Here is a 20,559-nt window from a genome sequence, read left to right on the forward strand (position 1 = left end):
AAGGAGGCACGCCAGGTGCACGCGCCGCACACCCTCGACGCCGCTGCGGTGCGCACGTGGAGCTCGCTGGCCGCCGCCGCGCTCGGCCGGGCCCGCGAGGACATCGACGCGATCAACGTCTACCCGGTCGCGGACGGGGACACCGGCACCAACCTCTTCCTGACCGCCGAATCCGGCGCCCGCGCCGTCACCGAGGCCTTCGCCGCCCCGGACGGCGGCCCGGCGCAGCCCACCCTCGCCGACGCCGCCCGCGCCTACGCGCACGGCGCCCTCATAGGCGCCCGCGGGAACTCCGGCACGATCCTGGCCCAGCTGCTGCGCGGGATGGCGGAGGTCTTCGCGGCCCTTCCCGACGGGGTCCTGACCCCCGTACCCGCAGCGGGCGCAGGGGAGGCCGGGGCGGCCGGGGGCGGGACCGCGCGGCAGCTCGCCGCCGCCCTGGAGCGGGCCGCGTCCTCCGCGTACGGCGCCGTCGCCCACCCCGTCGAGGGCACCATGCTGACCGTCGCCGCCTGCGCCGCGCAGGCCGCGGCCGCCGCCGAGACCGCGGGCCGGGCCGCCGCCGAGGTGGCCCGCGCCGCGTACGAGGGCGCCCGCGACGCCCTCGACCGCACCCCCGGCCAGCTCGGCGTACTCGGCCGGGCCGGGGTCGTCGACGCGGGCGGCTGCGGGGTCGTCGCCGTACTCGGCGCCCTGTGGCAGGCCCTGTCCGGGCAGGAGCCCGAGCCGGGGCCCGCGCTGGGCAGGCCCGCCGCCGACCCCGCCGCGCTGCCGGCCGAGGCCTGCGCCGGGGAGGCCGGGGGCGGGCCCGCGTACGAGGTCGTCTACCTGCTCGACGCGGGGGACCGGGAGGTCGCGCGGCTGCGCGCCGCGCTCGACCCGCTCGGCGACTCGCTCGTGGTGGTCGGCGGCGAGGGCCTGTGGAGCGTCCATGTGCACGTGGACGACCCCGGGGCCGCCGTGGAGGCCGGGATCGAGGCCGGCCGGCCCCACCGGATCCGCATCACCCACTTCGGCGGGGAGCGGCTGCGGGCCCGCGGCGAGCGGGTGCAGCGCGCCGTCGTGGCCGTCGTACCGGGCGAGGGGCTCGCCTCCCTGTGCGCGGAAGCCGGGGCCACCGCCGTCCTCGCCCGCCCCGGGGAGCCGACCGCCGCCGCGGAGCTCCTCGACGCGGTCCACCGGGCGCACGCCCGCGAGGTCGTCCTCCTGCCCAACGACGCCGATCTGCGCCGCACCGCGGCCGAAGCCGCCGAACAGGCCCGCGCCGAAGGCGTGCGCGTCGCCCTCATCCCCACCCGCTCCCCGGTCCAGGGGCTGGCCGCCCTCGCCGTCCACGACCCCGACGGCAGCTTCGACGAGGACGTGGTCGCCATGACCGCGGCCGCCGGCGCCACCCGGTACGGCGAACTGGCCGTGGCCGAGCGGCAGTCGTTCACCTCCGCGGGCATCTGCCAGGCCGGGGACGTGCTCGGCCTGATCGACGGGGACGTGGCCGTCATCGGCGCCGGGCTCCCCGAAACCGCCGAGGCGGTCCTCGCCCGGATGCTCGGCTCCGGCGGGGAACTGGTCACCCTCGTCCTCGGCCCCGGGGTCCCCGACGCCCTCGCCGAGCGGCTGGAGGCGTACGTGCGCGAGGCCCACCTCGCCGTGGACACCGTGACCTACCGCGGCGGACGGCACTCGGCCCCGCTGCTGATCGGCGTCGAGTAGCGGCGCTGTCACCGGCATGGTGTGCAATGGAGCACGTGCCCGCCCTCGACGAACCGCTCAAGAAGACGCTCGGCCCCGCCACCGCCAAGGTGCTCGCCGAGAACCTCGGCCTGCACACGGTCGGCGACCTCCTCCACCACTACCCCCGCCGGTACGCCGAGCGCGGGGAGCTGACCCCGCTGTCCGAGCTCGCCGACCAGCTCGACGAGCACGTGACGGTGGTCGCACAGGTCGCCGACGCCCGGGTGCTGACCTTCAACGGCGGCCGCGGCAGACGCCTCGAAGTCACCATCACGGACGGCAGCGGCCGCCTCCAGCTCGTCTTCTTCGGCTCCGGCGTGCACAAGCCCCACAAGGAGCTGCTGCCCGGCACCCGCGCGATGTTCGCGGGCAAGGTGGGCGTCTTCAACCGCCGCCTGCAGCTCGCCCACCCCGCGTACGAGCTGCTCGGCGCGGACGGCCCCCAGGACTCGCCGGAGGCGGACCGCGACGCCGCCGCGGCCTTCGCCAACCAGCGCATCCCCATCTACCCCGCCTGCGCCAAGCTGGAGACCTGGAAGATCTCCAAGGCCGTGGACGCCGTACTGCCGAGCGCGCAGGAGGCCGTGGACCCGCTCCCGCCCGCGCTGCGCGAGGGCCGCGGGCTGCTCACCCTCCCCGAGGCCCTGCTGAAGATCCACCGTCCGCGGACCAGGGCCGACATCGACGCGGCCCGCGAGCGGCTCAAGTGGGACGAGGCCTTCGTCCTCCAGGTCGCCCTGGCCCGCCGCCGCTTCGCCGACACCCAGCTCCCCGCCGTCGCCCGCCGCCCCGCCCCCGGCGGAATCCTGGACTCCTTCGACGCGAAGCTCCCCTTCACCCTCACCGAGGGCCAGCAGACCGTCTCCCGCGAGATCTTCGAGGACCTCGCCACCGAACACCCCATGCACCGCCTCCTCCAGGGCGAGGTCGGATCCGGGAAGACCATGGTGGCCCTGCGGGCCATGCTCGCCGTGGTGGACTCCGGGGGGCAGGCCGCCCTGCTCGCCCCCACCGAGGTCCTCGCCCAGCAGCACCACCGGTCGGTCACCGAGATGATGGGCGCACTCGCCGAGGGCGGGATGCTCGGCGGGTCGGACCAGGGCACCAAGGTCGTGCTGCTCACGGGCTCGATGGGGATGCCCGCCCGCCGGCAGGCCCTGCTCGACCTCGTCACCGGCGAGGCCGGGATCGTGATCGGCACGCACGCGCTGATCGAGGACAAGGTGCAGTTCCACGACCTCGGGCTCGTCGTCGTCGACGAGCAGCACCGCTTCGGCGTGGAGCAGCGCGACGCCCTGCGCTCGAAGGGCAAACAGCCGCCGCACCTGCTGGTCATGACGGCCACCCCGATCCCGCGCACGGTCGCGATGACGGTCTTCGGGGACCTGGAGACCTCCGTGCTCGACCAGCTGCCGGCCGGGCGCTCCCCGATCGCCACCCACGTCGTCCCCGCCAAGGACAAACCGCACTTCCTCGCCCGCGCCTGGGAACGCGTCCGCGAGGAGGTGGAGAACGGCCACCAGGCGTACGTGGTCTGCCCCCGGATCGGCGACGGCGAGGACGAGCCGAAGAAGAAGGCCGCCGCGGCTGCCGCGGCGGACGAGGACAAGCGCCCCCCGCTCGCCGTGCTGGACACCGCCGCCGAGCTCGCGGAGGGCCCCCTGGCCGGGCTGTCCGTGGAGGTCCTGCACGGCCGGATGGACCCCGCCGACAAGGACGACGTGATGCGCCGCTTCGCCGCGGGCGAGGTCCACGTGCTCGTCGCCACCACCGTCATCGAGGTCGGGGTCAACGTCCCCAACTCCACCGTGATGGTGATCATGGACGCGGACCGCTTCGGCGTCTCCCAGCTCCACCAGCTCCGCGGCCGCGTCGGCCGCGGCTCCGCCCCCGGGCTGTGCCTGCTCGTCAGCGAGATGCCCGAGGCCAGCCCCGCCCGCGCCCGCCTCGCCGCCGTCGCCGCCACCCTCGACGGGTTCGAGCTCTCCCGCATCGACCTGGAGCAGCGCCGCGAGGGCGACGTGCTCGGCCAGGCCCAGTCCGGGGTCCGCTCCTCGCTGCGGATGCTCGCCGTCATCGAGGACGAGGAGGTCATCGCCCAGGCCCGCGAGGAGGCCACCCGCACCGTCGCCGCCGACCCCGGGCTCGCCGGGCTCCCCGGACTGCGCACGGCCCTCGACGCCCTCCTCGACGAGGAGCGCGAGCAGTACCTCGAAAAGGGCTGACCGGCCCGGTCGGCCCCCCGCGTGCCGTCCGCGCGGGAAGACCTATCGTGGAGTTCCCCGTACCCGCGGGGGCACCCGCAGCGAAGAAGGAAACCCGGATGACCCGCGTGATCGCCGGCACGGCCGGCGGCCGCCGGCTGGCCGTACCGCCCGGCACCGGCACCCGTCCCACCTCGGACCGGGCGCGCGAGGGCCTGTTCTCGACCTGGGAGTCGCTGCACGGGCTCGCGGGCGCCCGCGTCCTCGACCTGTACGGCGGCTCCGGGGCCGTGGGCCTGGAGGCCCTCTCCCGCGGCGCGGCCCACACCCTGCTGGTCGAGGCCGACCCGAAGGCCGCCAAGGCCATCCGCGACAACATCCGCAGCCTGGGCCTGCCCGGGGCGGAGTTCCGCGCCGGGAAGGCCGAGCAGATCGTTGCCGCCCCCGCCCCCGGGGCCCCGTACGACCTGGTCTTCCTGGACCCGCCCTATGCCGTCACCAGCGGTGATCTCGGCGAGATCCTCCTCACACTCCGCACCGGGGGCTGGCTCAGCGCCGATGCGCTCGTCACCGTGGAGCGCAGCACGAGGAGCGGGGAGTTCCCGTGGCCCGACGGCTTCGAGCCGCTGCGGTCGCGGCGCTACGGCGAAGGCACCTTCTGGTACGGACGCACCGCCCCGACCGGCCACCACGCATCATGAACGCACCGCAGAACGAGGGAGTACGAGTGCGCCGCGCCGTCTGTCCGGGGTCCTTCGACCCCGTCACCAACGGACATCTCGACATCATCGGACGTGCCTCGAAGCTGTACGACGTCGTGCACGTGGCCGTGATGATCAACCAGTCCAAGAAGGGGCTGTTCACGGTCGAGGAGCGGATCGAGCTGATCCGCGAGGTCACCGCCGACTACGGCAACGTCGTCGTCGAGTCCTTCCACGGCCTCCTGGTCGACTTCTGCAAGCAGCGCGACATCCCGGCCATCGTCAAGGGGCTGCGCGCCGTCAGCGATTTCGACTACGAGCTCCAGATGGCCCAGATGAACAACGGCCTCTCGGGCGTGGAGACCCTCTTCGTCCCCACCAACCCCACCTACAGCTTCCTGTCCTCCTCCCTGGTCAAGGAAGTCGCGACCTGGGGCGGGGACGTGGCCCACCTGCTGCCCCCCCCGGTCCACCGGGCCCTGACCGAACGCCTCGCCGGCCGCTGACCTTCCGCGGGCCGGTCCCGGCCGGCCCGCCCCGGCCGTAGCATCGTCCCGTCCGTCTCGGGGCAAGCCGAGGCCGAGAGAGTGCGAGCACACGTGGACGTGCAGAAGAAGCTCGACGAGATCGTCGAGGCCGTCGGCAGCGCCCGGTCCATGCCCATGTCCGCCTCGTGCGTGGTCAACCGCGCCGAGCTGCTCGCCCTCCTCGACGAGGTGCGCCAGGCCCTGCCCGGCTCCCTCGCCCACGCCGAGGAACTGATCGGCGGCCGCGACCGCATGGTCGACGAGGCCCGCCGCGAGGCGGAGCGGATCATCGAGTCCGCGCACGCCCACCGCGGCAGCCTCGTCTCCGACACCGAGGTGGCCCGCCGCTCCCGGGCCGAGGCCGAGCGGATCCTCGACGAGGCCCGCCGCGAGGCCGCCGAGGTCCGGGCCGAGGCCGACGACTACGTGGACAGCAAGCTCGCGAACTTCGAGGTCGTCCTCACCAAGACCCTCGGCTCTGTCGAGCGCGGCCGCGAGAAGCTGCTGCGCCACGAACCGGACTTCGACGGCGGGGGCCACGGCTCCGCCGACGAGTACATCTCCGCCAAACTCGGCGCCTTCGAGGCCGTGCTCGGCAAGACCCTGGAGGCCGTCGGCCGGGGCCGCCAGAAGCTCCTGGGCCGGCTGCCCGCCGACGACCTCGGCGCCCACATGGCCGCGCAGGACGCCACGGACGGGCCGCGCACCGCCACCAGCGACGCGGACTTCCTGGCCGGCCTCGCGGAGCCGGCCCCCGCCATCCCCGCCCAGTCCCATGCGGAGCCCGCCCCCGCCGGGTACCCGGCTCCGGGCGACCCGTACGCGGACTTCCCGGCGTACCCCCAGGCCTCCCCGCAGCCCGCGGGCGCCTCCGACGGCGGGTACGGCTACCAGGACCCGTACGGATACCCGCAGACCGCCCCGCAGGACCCGTACGGCTACCCCGCCCAGCAGGACCCGTACGCGGCCTCCGCGGGCTACCCGGGGACCGCGGACGGCTACCCGGACTACAGCGGGCAGGGCGGCCACCCCGGCACCACCGGCCACGCAGACCCCTACGCGGCCCAGCCGCAGGCGCACGCGGCCCGGCCCGCCGCCCTGGACGAGACCAGCTTCTTCGACACCGGCATGATCGACCTGGACCGCGTGCGCGCGTACGAGCAGGGCCGTTAGCACCCTCCGCGCCGCGGACCGCCCAATCCGGGCCACCCGGATTGGGCCCTGGGCGAACGGGCGGGTATCCTGGCTCTTCGGTCGCGCGTATCCGCTGCGATCCCTGCTGCCCGCAGGCACCCCGGAGACGGGGAGCCCGGCAGCCCACCCAGCGAATCCGAAAGCAGGAACAGCCCTGAACCGCCGCCTCGACCACCGCAACCCCCTCGTGTTCGATACGCACGAGCTGGGTCGGCGTCCTGGTGCGATGCAGAAGGTGTCCCGCACGGTCGACGCCCCGTCGGACCTCGGAATCGCCGGTGTACTCGGAGTGCCGGAAGGCACCCCGGTGCAGATCGGGCTCCGCCTCGAGTCGGTCATGGAAGGGGTGCTTGTCACAGGCATCTCCCGTGCATCGGCCGTGGGGGAGTGCGTAAGGTGTCTGGAGCCGCTTGAGCTGGAGCTCAACGCGCGCTTCCAGGAACTGTTCTCGTACCCTGACGCCGACGGCCGGGGCCGCCCCTTGGCGGAGCCGGGCGACGACGCCGAGGAAGACGAGGACAGGTACTTCCTCGAGGACGACCTGTTCGACCTCGAACCCCTGCTGCGGGATGCGGTGGTGCTCGCACTGCCGTCGCAGCCGGTGTGCCGTGACGACTGTCTCGGACTGTGCTCCCAGTGCGGAGCCGTTCTGAACGACGACCCGGAGCACCACCACGACGCCGTCGACATCCGTTGGGCGGCACTGCAGGGACTCGTCGCCGATCAGGATGACGAGAAGGACAACATGAGCGGCGACGGGCCTGGATCTGCACGCGCCGCCGAGAAGCAGGAGAAGTAGCCGTGGCTGTTCCGAAGCGGAAGATGTCGCGCAGCAACACGCGCCACCGCCGGTCGCAGTGGAAGGCTGCGGTCACCCCCCTGGTTTCGTGTGAGCGTTGCCAGGAGCCGAAGCAGCAGCACATCGCGTGCCCGAGCTGCGGCACCTACAACAAGCGCCAGGTCCTCGCGGTCTGAGCGGCTGGTGAGAGGCGCAATGTCTGAACTTGCCGGCGAGAAGAAGCAGGCAGATTACAGCAACGCGGCCTCGTCCCACACCCTTCTGGAAGGGCGGCTCGGGTATCAGCTCGAGACCGCCCTTCTGGTGCGTGCGCTCACCCACCGCTCGTACGCGTACGAGAACGGCGGCCTGCCCACCAACGAGCGGCTGGAGTTCCTCGGGGACTCCGTGCTCGGTCTGGTGGTCACGGACACGCTGTACCGCACCCACCCCGACCTGCCCGAAGGCCAGCTGGCCAAACTGCGGGCCGCGGTGGTCAACTCGCGTGCGCTGGCGGAGGTCGGGCGCGGCCTCGAACTCGGCTCCTTCATCCGGCTCGGCCGGGGCGAAGAGGGCACGGGCGGCCGGGACAAGGCCTCCATCCTCGCCGACACCCTCGAAGCGGTGATCGGCGCGGTCTACCTCGACCAGGGTCTCGACGCGGCCTCGGAGCTGGTGCACCGGCTCTTCGACCCGCTGATCGAGAAGTCCTCGAACCTCGGTGCCGGACTGGACTGGAAGACCAGCCTCCAGGAGCTCACCGCGGCAGAGGGTCTCGGTGTCCCGGAGTACCTGGTGACCGAGACCGGCCCTGACCACGAGAAGACCTTTACCGCTGCGGCCCGCGTCGGTGGTGTCTCGTACGGCACCGGTACCGGCCGCAGCAAGAAGGAAGCGGAGCAGCAGGCGGCGGAGTCCGCCTGGCGCGCCATCCGCGCGGCCGCCGACGAGCGGATCGCGGCCCAGGCCGCTGCCGCCGACGCGGCCGGTGACGCAGACGGCGGGACGCCGACCCCCGCCGCCGGTGTCGCGCCCGGCACCTGACCGGTTCCTTCCGGCAGTCGACGTCCGCCCCGCGGCCTCTCCGGAGGCGGCGGGGCGGACTTCTGCGTGCCCGGACGCCTTCGGGGAGACCGCGGGCGGGGCGGGTCCGGGCGCGGCGTAGGGTGCGGGGAGACCCGACCGGATCCCGAGGAGACGCCGTGCCCGAACTGCCCGAGGTCGAAGTCGTCCGCCGTGGGCTGGAGCGCTGGGTGGCCGGCCGCACGGTCGGTGCGGTGGAGGTCCTGCACCCGCGGGCGGTGCGCAGGCACCCGGCGGGCGGGGCCGATTTCGCGGCCCGGCTGACGGGCGGCACCTTCGCGGTCCCGCGCCGGCGCGGCAAGTACCTGTGGCTGCCCCTGGAGGGCCGCGACCTGTCGGTGCTCGGCCACCTCGGGATGAGCGGGCAGCTGCTGGTGCAGCCCGAGGGCGCCCCCGACGAGAAGCACCTGCGGATCCGGGTGCGGTTCGAGGACGGGCAGGGCACGGAGCTGCGCTTCGTGGACCAGCGGACCTTCGGCGGGCTGTCCCTGCACGAGACCGCGGCGGGCAGCGCGGACGGGCTGCCCGACGTCATCGCGCACATCGCGCGGGACCCGCTGGACCCGGAGTTCGACGAGACGGCGTACCACCTGGCCCTGCGGGCGAAGCGCTCGACGGTGAAGCGGTCCCTGCTCGACCAGTCGCTGATCAGCGGGGTCGGGAACATCTACGCCGACGAGGCCCTGTGGCGGGCCCGGCTGCACTACGAGCTCCCCACCGGCACCCTCACGCGCCCCCGGAGCGCGGAACTCCTCGGCCATGTGCGGGACGTGATGAACGCGGCCCTGTCCGTCGGCGGGACCAGCTTCGACAGCCTGTACGTCAACGTCAACGGCGAGTCGGGCTACTTCGACCGCTCGCTCGACGCGTACGGCCGGGAGGACGAGCCCTGCCGCCGCTGCGGTACGGCGATCCGGCGGCGGCCGTGGATGAACCGGTCCAGCTACTTCTGCCCCCGCTGTCAGAGGCCGCCGCGCGCCTCGTCGTAGCGCTCGCGGGAGCCGATGACCTCCGGCATCCCCGCCTCCAGGAAGTGGATCAGCGTCAGCAGCCGCTCGGCTACCCCGCGCCCGAGGGGCGTGAGCTCGTAGTCCACCCGGGGCGGGTTGGTGGGCTGCGCCTCGCGGTGGACGATGCCGTCGCGCTCCAGCGCGTGCAGGGTCTGCGAGAGCATCTTCTCGCTGACCCCGTCGACGCGCCGGCGCAGCTCGTTGAACCGGCACGCGCCGTCGTACAGGGCGCTGACCGTCAGGCTGCCCCAGCGGCCGGTGACGTGCCCGAGGGTCTCGCGGGAGGGGCAGGTGCGGGCGAACACGTCGAACGCCAGGTCCTGGCTGGGTGCGGTGGCGTTGTCCATGCGTACGAGCGTACTCCGGTTCACCCTCGGAGGGTAAGCGCTGACCAGAGGATTGCGCTTTCTAAAAGTTAGTGCTTTCCTTTTGTCATCGCGGTGCGGAGCCCCGCCCTGCGGCACACCCCTGAGGAGAGCCCCCATGACCACGCACGCCCCCCATGCCTCCCACACCCCTGTCGTCTCCATCGCCTACCACTCGGGCTACGGCCACACCGCCGTCGTCGCCCAGGCCGTGCGCGACGGTGCCCAGGACGCGGGGGCCACGGTCCACCTGATCAAGGTCGACGAGATCGACGAGGCGCAGTGGGCGCTGCTCGACGCGTCCGACGCGATCATCTTCGGCTCGCCCACGTACATGGGCACCGCCTCGGGCGCCTTCCACGTCTTCGCCGAGGCCACCTCGAAGCGCTGGTTCGGGGACGTGTGGCAGGACAAGCTGGCCGCGGGCTTCTCCAACTCGGGATCCAAGAGCGGCGACAAGCTGCACACCCTGCAGTACTTCCAGACGCTGGCCGCGCAGCACGGCATGAGCTGGGTCAACCTGGGCCTCAAGCCGGGCTGGAACTCCTCCACCGGCTCCGAGAACGACCTCAACCGCCTCGGCTTCTTCTCCGGCGCCGCGGCCCAGACCAACTCCGACGAGGGCCCGGAGGCCGTCCACAAGGCCGACATCGCCACCGCCGAGCACCTCGGCCGCCGCGTGGCCGAGACCGCCCGCATCTTCACCGCCGGCCGCGCCGCCCTGGCGGCCTGAGCCGGGCGCGGCAGGCCTTCCCGTCCGGTGGGGACGGCTCAGTAGCCGAAGTCCTGGGTCCACCAGGGGCCGCCGGGGGCGGTGTGCGTGCCGACGCCCAGGGTGCGGAACTCGCAGTTGAGGATGTTCGCGCGGTGGCCGGGGCTGTCCATCCAGGAGGCCATGACCGCTTCGGCGTCGGCCTGGCCGCGGGCGATGTTCTCGCCGCCGAGACCCGACAGGCCGGCCTGGGAGGCGCGGTCCCAGGGGGTGTCGCCGTCCGGGTCGGTGTGGTCGAAGAACTTCCGCTCCGCCATGTCCTTGCTGAAGGCGTCCGCGAGGGCGGCCAGCGGGGGGTTGTGGCGGACGGGGCGGCAGCCGGCGGCGGCCCGCTCCTGGTTGACCAGGGCGAGCACCGCGGCCTCGGCCGCCGAGTCGCCGTCGCCGGCCGGGGGCTTCGGGGCCGCCTTCGTCGGCTGGGGCGGCGTGGGCTTCGGGGCCGTACGGGTCTTCGTGGCGGCCGGCGCCGGGGAGGCGGAAGCGGCGGGAGTGGCGGACGGGGCCACCGGGGGCTTCGAGGCCTTGGGGGGCTTCGGGGCCGGGGTAGACGGCTTGCGGGAAGCCGTCCCCGTACCGCTGTCCCTGCTGCCGCCCTCCGTGCTGCTGTCCGTCAGGCTCTTCAGTCCGCCGAGCTGCCGCTGCTGCGCGCTCGGCGAGGACTCCGCCGCGGGCTTCGCCCCGGCCCCGTCCCCGGGGCTGCTGCTGCCGCCCAGGACGAGGGTGTCGCCGCCCGGCACGGGGACCAGCCCGGAGACGACCGCCGCGACGCCGAGGGCGGCCGCGGCCGTGACGCCGAGCAGGCCGGTGCGCACGGGTGCGCTGCGCTTGCCGCGGCGCGGCACGGTGCTTCGGTGGCGTCCCATCGGCGGTGCCCTCCCGGACGTACAAGATCAACCTTTACTCACCCAAATGGGTGAGCTCATCGTGGCGCGACTGTACGCCATGGAGGCCGGGGGCGAAGTGATCCTGCACAGGGTGAACCGTTAGCGTTCACACATGAGCGAAGACGTACGCATGACGGCCTGGGTGCGCGGTCATGTGCAAGGAGTGGGCTTCCGCTGGTTCACCAGGGAGAACGCCATGACCATCGGAGGCCTCGCCGGATTCGCCTCCAACCTCGACGACGGCCGGGTGCAGGTGGTCGCCGAAGGTCAACGTGAGAATTGCCACCGGCTGCTCGACTGGCTCCGCTCCTCCGGCACGCCCGGGCGCGTGGACGGCGTGACGGAAATATGGGGAGAGCCGCGCGGCGGCTACGACGGCTTCGCCATCCGCTGACGCGCGCGGCGCGCCCGGAATGATTGACGGAAAGTCACCCCGCAGCGCCGCACGGCGACCCTGCCGTCCCAGGAGTTCACCCGGTCCCCGTGCGGCGTTGCCGCGCCGGTCACGGCGTGGAAGGCCCGGACCGGGACCGGTCTGCGCAGACTCCCGCCGGAGCCCGCGCGGGCCGCTTTGCCCGGCGATGCGGGGCGTGATCGTGTTGACCGTCAAACTTTTTGGTGAGACGCTGGAAGCCCCGCGCACCCCAGTTGTTTGGCAGTGTCGGCAAAGAACCGCCGCCACACACAGACACTGCCTGGCACCGCGGGTGCGAATCCCTCACGACCCACACCGCTTCGGTCGGTCACTCAGTGTGGAGGACCATCCATCATGGCAAAGGCGCTTCTCGGTTACGTCGGCGGTTCCGATCCGCGACTCCTCGCCGAGATGCGACGGCTTCAGCAGCGCGTCCAGGACCTGGAGTCCGAGCTCGTACGGATCCAGTCCGAGAACGACGCGCTGACGGCCGCCGCTCAGCACGGCGAGTCGCTGCTGGACAGCATCGACATCGACGTACCCCAGGCCGCGCTCACCTGATCGCCGCTTGACCGCATCACCAGTCCAGCAGGATCTGCAAGGGACGCTCCGGCGTCCCTTCTTTCTTTCGCCCGGACGAGGGCCGTTTTTATTTAAGGTCTTTCGTGCCCTGCACCTTCATGGGTGAAACCGGAAGCTGGAGGTAGAGTCCGGCGGCGTGCACCTCAAGGCCCTGACCCTCCGCGGCTTCAAATCCTTCGCTTCCGCCACCACCCTGCGCTTCGAGCCCGGCATCACCTGTGTCGTGGGCCCGAACGGCTCCGGGAAGTCCAACGTGGTCGACGCCCTGTCGTGGGTCATGGGGGAGCAGGGGGCGAAGTCCCTGCGCGGCGGGAAGATGGAGGACGTCATCTTCGCCGGGACCACCGGCCGGCCCCCGCTGGGCCGCGCCGAGGTCTCCCTCACCATCGACAACTCCGACGGCGCCCTGCCCATCGAGTACGCCGAGGTCACGATCACGCGGATCATGTTCCGCAACGGCGGCAGCGAGTACCAGATCAACGGGGACACCTGCCGGCTCCTCGACATCCAGGAGCTCCTCTCCGACTCCGGCATCGGCCGCGAGATGCACGTGATCGTCGGGCAGGGCCAGCTCGACTCGGTCCTGCACGCCGACCCCACGGGCCGCCGCGCCTTCATCGAGGAGGCGGCCGGCGTCCTCAAGCACCGCAGGCGCAAGGAGAAGGCGCTGCGGAAACTGGACGCGATGCAGGCCAATCTGGCCCGCGTCCAGGACCTCACCGAGGAGCTGCGGCGCCAGCTCAAACCCCTGGGCCGGCAGGCCGCCGTGGCCCGGCGGGCCGCCGTCATCCAGGCCGACCTGCGCGACGCGCGGCTGCGGCTGCTCGCCGACGACCTCGTCGCCCTGCGCACCGCGCTGGACGCGGAGCTCGCCGACGAGGCCGCCCTCAAGGAGCGCAAGGAGACGGCGGAGGCCCAGCTCAGGGAGGCGCTGGCCCGGGAGTCCCGGCTGGAGGCGGCCGTCGCCGAGCTCGCGCCGCGGCTGCGGCAGGCCCAGAGCAGCTGGTACGAGCTCTCCCAGCTGGCCGAACGGGTCCGCGGCACGGTGTCGCTGGCGCAGGCCCGGGTCAAGAGCGCGACGGCCGCCCCGGAGGAGGAGCGGCGCGGCCGCGACCCCGAGGACATGGAGCGCGAGGCGGCCCGGATCCGCGAGCAGGAGGCCGAGCTCGAAGCGGCGCTGGAGGCGGCCGAACGGGCCCTGGAGGACACGGTCGAGCACCGGTCCGCCCTGGAGCGCTCCCTGGCCGAGGAGGAGCGCCGGCTGCGCGACGCGGCCCGGGCCATTGCCGACCGGCGCGAGGGACTGGCCCGGCTCGCGGGCCAGGTCGGGGCGGCCCGGTCGCGGGCCGGGTCCGCGCAGGCCGAGATCGACCGCCTCGCCCAGGCGCGGGAGGCCGCGGCGGAGCGGGCGGCGGCCGCGCAGGAGGAGTACGAGCAGCTCGCCGCCGAGGTCGAAGGGCTCGACGAGGACGGTGCGGGGCTGGCCGCGGCGCACGGGGAGGCGAAGGCGGCCCTGGCCGCCGCCGAGGCCGGGGCCTCGGCGGCGCGGGAGGCCGCGACCGCCGCCGAGCGCTCGCGCGCCGCGGTGTCCGCCCGGCACGACGCGCTCGCGCTGGGGCTGCGCCGCAAGGACGGTACGGGCGCGCTGCTGGCCGCCCGGGACCGGCTGGCCGGGCTGCTCGGCCCGGCGGCGGAACGGATCTCGGTCACGCCCGGGTACGAGGCCGCCGTCGCCGCTGCCCTGGGCTCCGCCGCCGACGCCCTCGCGGTCGACTCGGCTTCGGCGGCCGCCGACGCCATCCGCCACCTCCGCCGCGAGGACGCGGGCCGCGCGACCTTCCTGGTGGCCCCGCGGGAAGAGGGGCGCTCCGACCGGGCCGCCGCCCCTTCGGTGCCTGCTCCCGCGTCCCCTGTTTCCGCGTCCCCTGCTTCCGAGGTCCCCGGCCATGCGGGTCCTGGCTGCGCGGCCACGGCTGCTGCGGATCCCGGCCGTGCGGGTTCCGCAGCCGCGGCTCCCGGACCCCGGTCCGGTGCGGGGCCGGCCGCACTGCCCGGGCAGGCTCCCGGGCCCGGGACGGGTGCCGGGGAGGGCGGCCCGGCGGGCGGGGCTGCCGACGTGCCCGCCGGGGCGGCGGCCGTCCCGGCACCGGGACAGGCAGCGGCCGGGCAGGCGGGCGCGGCGGGGCAGGCGTGCGTACGGGCGCAGGTCGACGTACCGGCAGGCGTGGTCGGGCGGGCCGTGCCCGTGGTGGCGCTGGTCGGGGGTGACGGCGGGGTGCTGAGGGCGCTGGCGCCGGTGCTGCGGGAGCACTACGCCGTGGCCGGGCTCGACGAGGCCGAGGCGCTGGTGCGGGAGCGGCCCGGTGCCGTGGCCGTCACCGCCGAGGGCGATCTGCTCGCCGCGCACCTCGCGCACGGCGGCGCCGCCGGGGCGCCGAGCCTGATCGAGGTGCAGGCGGCCGTGGACGAGGCCGCCGCCGAGCTGGCCCGCCTGGACCTGAGGTGCGCGGAGCTCGCCGCCGCCCAGCGTGCCGCCGCCGACCGGCGGACCGCTGCCGCGGCCCTCGCCGAGGAGCTCGGCGAGCGCCGCCGGGCCGGCGAGAAGGAGCGGGCCGGGGTCTCCCAGCAGCTGGGCCGGCTCGCCGGGCAGGCCCGCGGGGCCGCGGGCGAGGCCGAGCGCAGCGCCGCCGCCGCGGCCCGCGCCGAAGAGGCCCTGGAGCGCGCGCTCGGAGAGGTCGACGAACTGGCCGGACGCCTGGTGGCCGCCGAGGAGCTGCCGGTGGAGGACGAGCCCGACACCTCCGTCCGGGACCGCCTCGCCGCCGACGGGGCCAACGCCCGGCAGACCGAGATGGAGGCCCGGCTCCAGCTGCGCACCCACGAGGAGCGGGTCAGGGGCCTGGCCGGACGGGCCGACTCCCTGGACCGCGGGGCCCGCGCCGAACGGGAGTCCCGGGCCCGGGCCGAGCGCCGCCGGGCCCGGCGGCGCCACGAGGCGGAGGTGGCCGCCGCCGTCGCGGACGGCGCCCGCCAGCTGCTCGCCCACATCGAGGTCTCCCTCGCACGGGCCGCGCAGGAGCGGACCGCCGCCGAGGAGGCCAGGGCCGGGCGCGAGCAGGCGCTCGGCGCCGAGCGCACCCGCGGCCGCGACCTGAAGCACGAGCTCGACAAGCTCACCGACTCCGTGCACCGCGGTGAGGTGCTCGGAGCGGAGAAGCGGCTGCGCATCGAGCAGTTGGAGGCCAGGTCGCTGGAGGAGCTCGGCGTGGAGCCCGCCGCGCTGGTGGCCGAGTACGGGCCCGAGCAGCCCGTACCGCCCGCGCCGCCCGCCGACGGGGAGGAGCTCCCGGAGGACCCGGAGCACCCCCGCAACCGGCCCGGTCCCTTCGTCCGCGCCGCACAGGAGAAGCGCCTCAAGGCCGCCGAGCGTGCCTACCAGCAGCTCGGCAAGGTCAATCCGCTGGCGCTGGAGGAGTTCGCCGCCCTGGAGGAACGGCACAAATTCCTCAGCGAGCAGCTCGACGACCTCCGCCGGACCCGGGCGGACCTGCTCCAGGTGGTCAGGGAGGTGGACGAGCGGGTGGAGCGGGTGTTCACCGAGGCGTACCGGGACACGGCCCGGGAGTTCGAAGGGGTCTTCTCGCGGCTGTTCCCCGGGGGCGAGGGCCGGCTCGTACTGACCGATCCCGACAACATGCTCACCACGGGCGTGGACGTGGAGGCCCGGCCGCCCGGCAAGAAGGTCAAGCGCCTCTCGCTGCTGTCCGGCGGGGAGCGCTCGCTGACGGCGGTGGCGCTGCTGGTGTCCATCTTCAAGGCCCGGCCGAGCCCGTTCTACGTGATGGACGAGGTCGAGGCGGCCCTCGACGACACCAACCTGCAGCGGCTGATCCGGATCATGGAGGAGCTCCAGGAGAGCTCGCAGCTGATCGTCATCACCCACCAGAAGCGGACGATGGAGGTCGCCGATGCGCTGTACGGGGTCTCCATGCAGGGCGACGGGGTGTCGAAGGTGATCAGTCAACGTCTGCGCTGATGTTCAAGTCTTGAATGCAGGAACCGGGGGCTGTCTGGTGAATGCCGGGCAGGCTCAACATCTCACCCGGTCTTGACTTCGGGAAATGAACACATAGGCTCGCTCCGCTGTCCCCGGCCTCCGGTGGTGCCCGATCTTGACCTGTGCCCCACTAGGAGAACGGACAAGAGACCCCACGGAGCACACCTTGACCAGCACAGCGCAGGAGTCCGCCGCCGGCGGCGGGCGCGGCCCGCAGCCGGAGCACCTAGGCCACGTCATCTTCATCACCGCGGCCGCCGCGATGGGCGGGTTCCTCTTCGGCTACGACAGCTCCGTGATCAACGGCGCCGTCGTGGCCATCCGGGACCGCTTCGACATCGGATCCGAGGCCCTCGCCCAGGTGATCGCGGCCGCCCTGATCGGCTGCGCCCTCGGCGCCGCGACCGCCGGCCGCCTCGCCGACCGGATCGGCCGCATCCGCTGCATGCAGATCGCCGCCGTCCTCTTCACCGCCAGCGCCGTCGGCTCCGCCCTGCCCTTCGCCCTGTGGGACCTGGCGGTGTGGCGGGTCATCGGCGGCTTCGGCATCGGCATGGCGTCCGTGATCGGCCCCGCGTACATCGCCGAGGTCTCGCCGCCCGCCTACCGCGGCCGGCTGGCCTCCTTCCAGCAGGCCGCGATCGTCATCGGCATCGCCATCTCGCAGCTGGTCAACTGGGGCATCCTCAACCTCGCCGACGGGGACCAGCGCGGCGAGATCGGCGGCCTGGAGGCCTGGCAGTGGATGCTGGGCGTCATGGTCGTCCCGGCGGTGCTCTACGGGCTGCTGTCCTTCGCGATCCCCGAGTCCCCGCGCTTCCTGATCTCCGTCGGCCGCACCGAGCAGGCGAAGGAGGTGCTCGCCGAGGTCGAGGGCGCCGGGACGGACCTCGACGCGCGCGTGCGCGAGATCGAGACCGCCATGCACTCCGAGCAGAAGTCCACCTTCCGGGACCTGCGCGGCGGCAGCTTCGGCCTGCTGCCCATCGTCTGGGTCGGCATCGGCCTGTCGGTCTTCCAGCAGCTCGTCGGCATCAACGTGATCTTCTACTACAGCTCCTCGCTGTGGCAGTCCGTCGGCATCGACCCGAGCAGTTCGTTCTTCTACTCGTTCACCACGTCGATCATCAACATCATCGGCACCGTGATCGCGATGGTCTTCGTCGACCGGATCGGCCGCAAGCCGCTCGCCCTCATCGGCTCGGCCGGCATGGCCGCCTCGCTGGGCCTGGCCGCCTGGGCCTTCTCGTACAAGAGCGACACGGCGGGCGACATCTCGATGCCCGAGGCCCAGGGCACCGTGGCCCTGATCGCCGCCCACTCCTTCGTCCTCTTCTTCGCCCTCTCCTGGGGCGTGGTCGTCTGGGTGCTGCTCGGCGAGATGTTCCCCAACCGCATCCGGGCCGCGGCCCTCGGCGTGGCCGCCGCGGCCCAGTGGGTCGCCAACTGGGTGATCACGGTGACGTTCCCGACCCTGTCCGACTGGAACCTGTCCGGCGCGTACGTGATCTACACGGTCTTCGCCCTGCTCTCGATCCCCTTCATCCTCAAGTGGGTGCCGGAGACCAAGGGCAAGGCGCTGGAGGAGATGGGCTGACCACCCCCGCCCCGCCCGCTCCTCGCACGCGGGCGCTGCCCCGGCTCAGCCCCCGGCACCCGCCGGGGCCCCGAGCCGGGGCAGCACCTGTTCGCACAGCAGGTGCAGGCTGCGCCAGCCCTCGTCCACCGGCATCCCGCCGCACAGCGGGTGCAGGACGAGGTTGCCCGCCTCCCCGGCCTCCCGCGCGTACGCCACCGCCTGGTCCGGGGTCAGCACCCGGTAGACGCCCTCGGTGCGCAGCTCCGCGACCGTCCGCGCGGCCGAGCGGACCGCCGACCTGATGTCCTTCGACTGCCAGGAGGCGTACATCCCGGCCTCGTGCAGGAAGCGCTCCCCGTGCTCGGCCCAGACCCGGTCCGGGTCCTCCGCGATGTGCAGCAGCGGGGTCTGCGCGGCGGGCATCATGCAGAAGCCCTCCGTCCCGAACTCCGCCAGCTGCGCGTGGTAGTACGCCTCCAGCTCCGGCAGGTGCGCGCTCGGGAAGAACGGCAGGCCCAGCCGGGCCGCCCGCCGGGCCGCCGCCTGCGAGCTGCCGCCCACCAGCAGCATCGGGTGCGGCCGGGTGAAGGGCCGCGGGGTCACCCGGACGGTCCGGCCCCGGTAGGTGAAGGGCTCGCCCGTCCAGGCCTTGAGCAGGGTCTCCAGCAGCTCGTCCTGGAGGCGGCCGCGCCGGCCCCACTCCACGCCCTGCTGCTCGTACTCCTCCGGCCGGTAGCCGATGCCCGCGACCGTCACCAGCCGGCCGCCGCTCAGCAGGTCGAGGACCGCGATGTCCTCGGCGGTGCGCAGCGGGTCGTAGAGCGGGCCGATGATCGCGGAGACGGTGACGGCGATCCGGCGGGTGGCGCCGAAGACCGCTCCGGCGAAGGCGAAGGGCGAGGGCAGCCAGTTGTTGTCGGTGCCGTGGTGCTCCTCGGTCTGGACCGTGTCGATCCCGCGGTCGTCGGCGTACGCCGCCATCTCCAGGGCGGCCCGGTAGCGGGCGGCGAGGGTCTCCGGAGTCCCGTGCGGGTCGACGAGATTGAACCTGGCCACGGTGATGGGCATGGAGCATTCCCCCTTCGCCTTGGTGGACGGGCCGGGCGAAGGGGGACGTTAGCTGACGTGGCGTCAGTTGGACAGGGATCCGGCGGGCTCGCTCCCCGCCCCGTGGCCGGAATCCGCGGCCTCCCGGCCCCGGGCCGCGGGCACCTCCGGCGGCGCCGGGGAGGCGGCCGCGGGGGTCCGCGGCAGTACGGCGTACAGCAGGCCCGAGGTGAGGATGCCGACCAGCCAGCCGAGCCCGTTCTCGCCGATCCAGCTGCCCGCCAGCGGGCCGGTGAACCAGTCCGTACCGGTGAAGAGCAGCCCCGTCACCAGCGCCAGGCCCCAGGCCGTCATCGCCTGCCAGGCGAAACCGCCGCGGTACCAGTACGCGCTGGTGCGCGTCGTGTCCATCAGGGCCCGGGCGTCGTACGTGCGCCCACGCAGCATGTCCACGCCGAACACGCCGATCCAGGCCGCGAACGCCACCGCGAGCAGCGTCAGGAAGGAGATGAAGGAGCCGAAGAAGCTGGTCGCGACCACCATCAGCAGGAAGCCGAAGACCAGGCTGATCACGGCGTTCACGCTGACCGCCCAGGCCCGCGGCACCCTGATCCCGAGCGTCTGGGCCGTGAACCCGGCCGAGTACATCGACATCGAGTTGATCAGCAGCATCCCGATCAGGGCGATCAGCAGGTACGGCACCGCGATCCAGGTCGGCAGCAGTTCGCCGATGAAGGACACCGGGTCCTGCGCGGTCGCCAGGTCGGGGGTCCCGACCGCCATCACCGCACCCATCAGCACCATCGGGAGCACGACCACCCCCGCCCCGCCGACCGTCGCGCCGACCAGGCCCTTCGAGGAGGCGGCGCGCGGCAGGTAGCGGGTGAAGTCCGGGCCGGAGGGCACCCAGCTGATGCCGCCGGCGGCGATGGTGCCGATTCCCGCGATCATCATCGCCGTGGAGCCGGCGGGCTTGCCGAAGACGGCGGACCAGTCGGTGGTGGCGACCAGGTAGCCGAGCACGAGCACACTGAAGGCGCCGAAGAGGTACGTCGACCAGGTGCTGCACACGCGCAGGGCGTTGATCCCGAGCCCGGAGACCAGGAAGGTGCACCCGACGAACAGCAGCAGCGTCACCACGATCAGCGGGGTGCTGCTCCCGATCCCGAAGAGCAGGTCGAGCACGGTCAGGAGGGCGTACGCGCCGCTGACCGCGTTGATCGTCTCCCAGCCCCAGCGGGCCACCCAGATCAGCGCCCCGGGGAAGAGGTTGCCCCGCTGCCCGAAGACCGCCCGGGACAGGGCCATGCCCGGCGCGCCCCCGCGCTTCCCCGCGATCGAGATCAGGCCCACGATCCCGTACGAGAGCAGGGGGGCGACGGCCGCGACGACCAGCACCTGCCAGATGTTGAGCTTGTTGAAGATCACCAGTCCGGCGCCCATGGTCAGCAGCAGCACGCTGATGTTGGCGGCGACCCAGGTCGGGACGAGGTCGCGGACGCGGCCGGTGCGCTCCCCGTCGGGGACGGGCTCCAGGCCGCGGGTCTCTATCGCGCCGTCGGCGGGCTCGGCTGACATGCAGGACTCCGTGGGGGAGGGGGTGGGGGCGGGGCCTGCGACAAGGGCAGGA

18 protein-coding genes are annotated in these 20,559 nt (G+C 73.5%); 14 read left to right on the forward strand and 4 right to left on the reverse strand.

Annotated features, from left to right (window positions below; genetic code table 11):
* Positions 1–15 precede the first annotated feature (15 nt).
* The 9 genes from ACZ7JZ_RS16800 (at position 16) to mutM (ending at position 9,207) form a co-directional block, all read left to right on the forward strand.
* On the forward strand, positions 16–1,710 hold the full coding sequence (locus ACZ7JZ_RS16800) for a DAK2 domain-containing protein (protein WP_470939256.1): 1,695 nt from the start codon (positions 16–18) through the stop codon (positions 1,708–1,710).
* A gap of 26 nt (positions 1,711–1,736) precedes the next feature.
* Positions 1,737–3,956 carry an ATP-dependent DNA helicase RecG gene (recG, locus tag ACZ7JZ_RS16805; RefSeq protein WP_470939259.1) on the forward strand — a complete coding sequence of 740 codons (2,220 nt, stop codon included), beginning with the start codon at positions 1,737–1,739 and terminating at the stop codon, positions 3,954–3,956.
* A 98-nt stretch (positions 3,957–4,054) separates the two neighbouring features.
* Positions 4,055–4,636: a 16S rRNA (guanine(966)-N(2))-methyltransferase RsmD gene (rsmD, locus tag ACZ7JZ_RS16810; RefSeq protein WP_470939262.1), complete on the forward strand. Its 582-nt coding sequence runs from the start codon at positions 4,055–4,057 to the stop codon at positions 4,634–4,636.
* 26 nt (positions 4,637–4,662) lie between these two features.
* Positions 4,663–5,142, forward strand: a complete 480-nt coding sequence (gene coaD, locus ACZ7JZ_RS16815; protein WP_470939265.1) for a pantetheine-phosphate adenylyltransferase — start codon at positions 4,663–4,665, stop codon at positions 5,140–5,142.
* A 93-nt stretch (positions 5,143–5,235) separates the two neighbouring features.
* Positions 5,236–6,336 (forward strand): cell division initiation protein, encoded by a 1,101-nt coding sequence (locus ACZ7JZ_RS16820; protein WP_470939268.1) that lies wholly within the window; start codon positions 5,236–5,238, stop codon positions 6,334–6,336.
* Positions 6,337–6,511: 175 nt separating this feature from the next.
* Positions 6,512–7,156, forward strand: a complete 645-nt coding sequence (locus ACZ7JZ_RS16825) for a YceD family protein (RefSeq protein ID WP_470939756.1) — start codon at positions 6,512–6,514, stop codon at positions 7,154–7,156.
* A gap of 2 nt (positions 7,157–7,158) precedes the next feature.
* Positions 7,159–7,332, forward strand: coding sequence for a 50S ribosomal protein L32 (gene rpmF / locus ACZ7JZ_RS16830; RefSeq protein ID WP_470939271.1), 174 nt, complete (start codon positions 7,159–7,161; stop codon positions 7,330–7,332).
* A 19-nt stretch (positions 7,333–7,351) separates the two neighbouring features.
* Positions 7,352–8,179: a ribonuclease III gene (rnc, locus tag ACZ7JZ_RS16835; protein WP_470939274.1), complete on the forward strand. Its 828-nt coding sequence runs from the start codon at positions 7,352–7,354 to the stop codon at positions 8,177–8,179.
* Positions 8,180–8,337: 158 nt separating this feature from the next.
* Positions 8,338–9,207 carry a bifunctional DNA-formamidopyrimidine glycosylase/DNA-(apurinic or apyrimidinic site) lyase gene (gene mutM, locus ACZ7JZ_RS16840; RefSeq protein ID WP_470939277.1) on the forward strand — a complete coding sequence of 290 codons (870 nt, stop codon included), beginning with the start codon at positions 8,338–8,340 and terminating at the stop codon, positions 9,205–9,207.
* Here the strand turns inward: mutM and ACZ7JZ_RS16845 are convergent.
* A complete protein-coding gene (locus ACZ7JZ_RS16845) occupies positions 9,180–9,575 on the reverse strand; it encodes a winged helix-turn-helix transcriptional regulator (protein ID WP_470939759.1) in 396 nt (131 codons plus the stop codon). The two genes, mutM and ACZ7JZ_RS16845, sit on opposite strands and share 28 nt — an antisense overlap.
* 136 nt (positions 9,576–9,711) lie before the next feature.
* On the opposite strand from ACZ7JZ_RS16845, the gene ACZ7JZ_RS16850 reads away from it, so the two are divergent.
* Positions 9,712–10,326: a flavodoxin family protein gene (locus ACZ7JZ_RS16850; RefSeq protein ID WP_470939280.1), complete on the forward strand. Its 615-nt coding sequence runs from the start codon at positions 9,712–9,714 to the stop codon at positions 10,324–10,326.
* Between the two features lie 38 nt (positions 10,327–10,364).
* Here ACZ7JZ_RS16850 and ACZ7JZ_RS16855 read toward each other — a convergent pair whose 3' ends face one another.
* Positions 10,365–11,228 carry a CAP domain-containing protein gene (locus tag ACZ7JZ_RS16855; protein ID WP_470939283.1) on the reverse strand — a complete coding sequence of 288 codons (864 nt, stop codon included), beginning with the start codon at positions 11,226–11,228 and terminating at the stop codon, positions 10,365–10,367.
* Positions 11,229–11,361: 133 nt separating this feature from the next.
* Between ACZ7JZ_RS16855 and ACZ7JZ_RS16860 the strand changes: the two genes are divergently transcribed.
* From ACZ7JZ_RS16860 to ACZ7JZ_RS16875, 4 genes are all read left to right on the forward strand, one after another.
* Complete coding sequence (locus tag ACZ7JZ_RS16860) at positions 11,362–11,643, forward strand: acylphosphatase (RefSeq protein WP_470939286.1); 282 nt, start codon at positions 11,362–11,364, stop codon at positions 11,641–11,643.
* A 375-nt stretch (positions 11,644–12,018) separates the two neighbouring features.
* Positions 12,019–12,225 carry a hypothetical protein gene (locus tag ACZ7JZ_RS16865; protein ID WP_470939289.1) on the forward strand — a complete coding sequence of 69 codons (207 nt, stop codon included), beginning with the start codon at positions 12,019–12,021 and terminating at the stop codon, positions 12,223–12,225.
* A 157-nt stretch (positions 12,226–12,382) separates the two neighbouring features.
* A complete protein-coding gene (locus tag ACZ7JZ_RS16870; protein ID WP_470939292.1) occupies positions 12,383–16,282 on the forward strand; it encodes an AAA family ATPase in 3,900 nt (1,299 codons plus the stop codon).
* A 187-nt stretch (positions 16,283–16,469) separates the two neighbouring features.
* The gene (locus tag ACZ7JZ_RS16875) at positions 16,470–17,900 is read left to right on the forward strand and encodes a sugar porter family MFS transporter (RefSeq protein ID WP_470939295.1); all 1,431 of its coding nucleotides are present in this window, start codon (positions 16,470–16,472) and stop codon (positions 17,898–17,900) included.
* A gap of 45 nt (positions 17,901–17,945) precedes the next feature.
* On the opposite strand, the gene ACZ7JZ_RS16880 is transcribed toward ACZ7JZ_RS16875, so the two are convergent.
* A complete protein-coding gene (locus ACZ7JZ_RS16880) occupies positions 17,946–18,950 on the reverse strand; it encodes an LLM class flavin-dependent oxidoreductase (RefSeq protein WP_470939298.1) in 1,005 nt (334 codons plus the stop codon).
* A 63-nt stretch (positions 18,951–19,013) separates the two neighbouring features.
* On the reverse strand, positions 19,014–20,507 hold the full coding sequence (locus tag ACZ7JZ_RS16885) for a cytosine permease (protein ID WP_470939301.1): 1,494 nt from the start codon (positions 20,505–20,507) through the stop codon (positions 19,014–19,016).
* Positions 20,508–20,559 lie beyond the last annotated feature (52 nt).

The sequence above is a fragment of the Streptomyces sp. NPDC038213 genome (genome assembly GCF_055600495.1).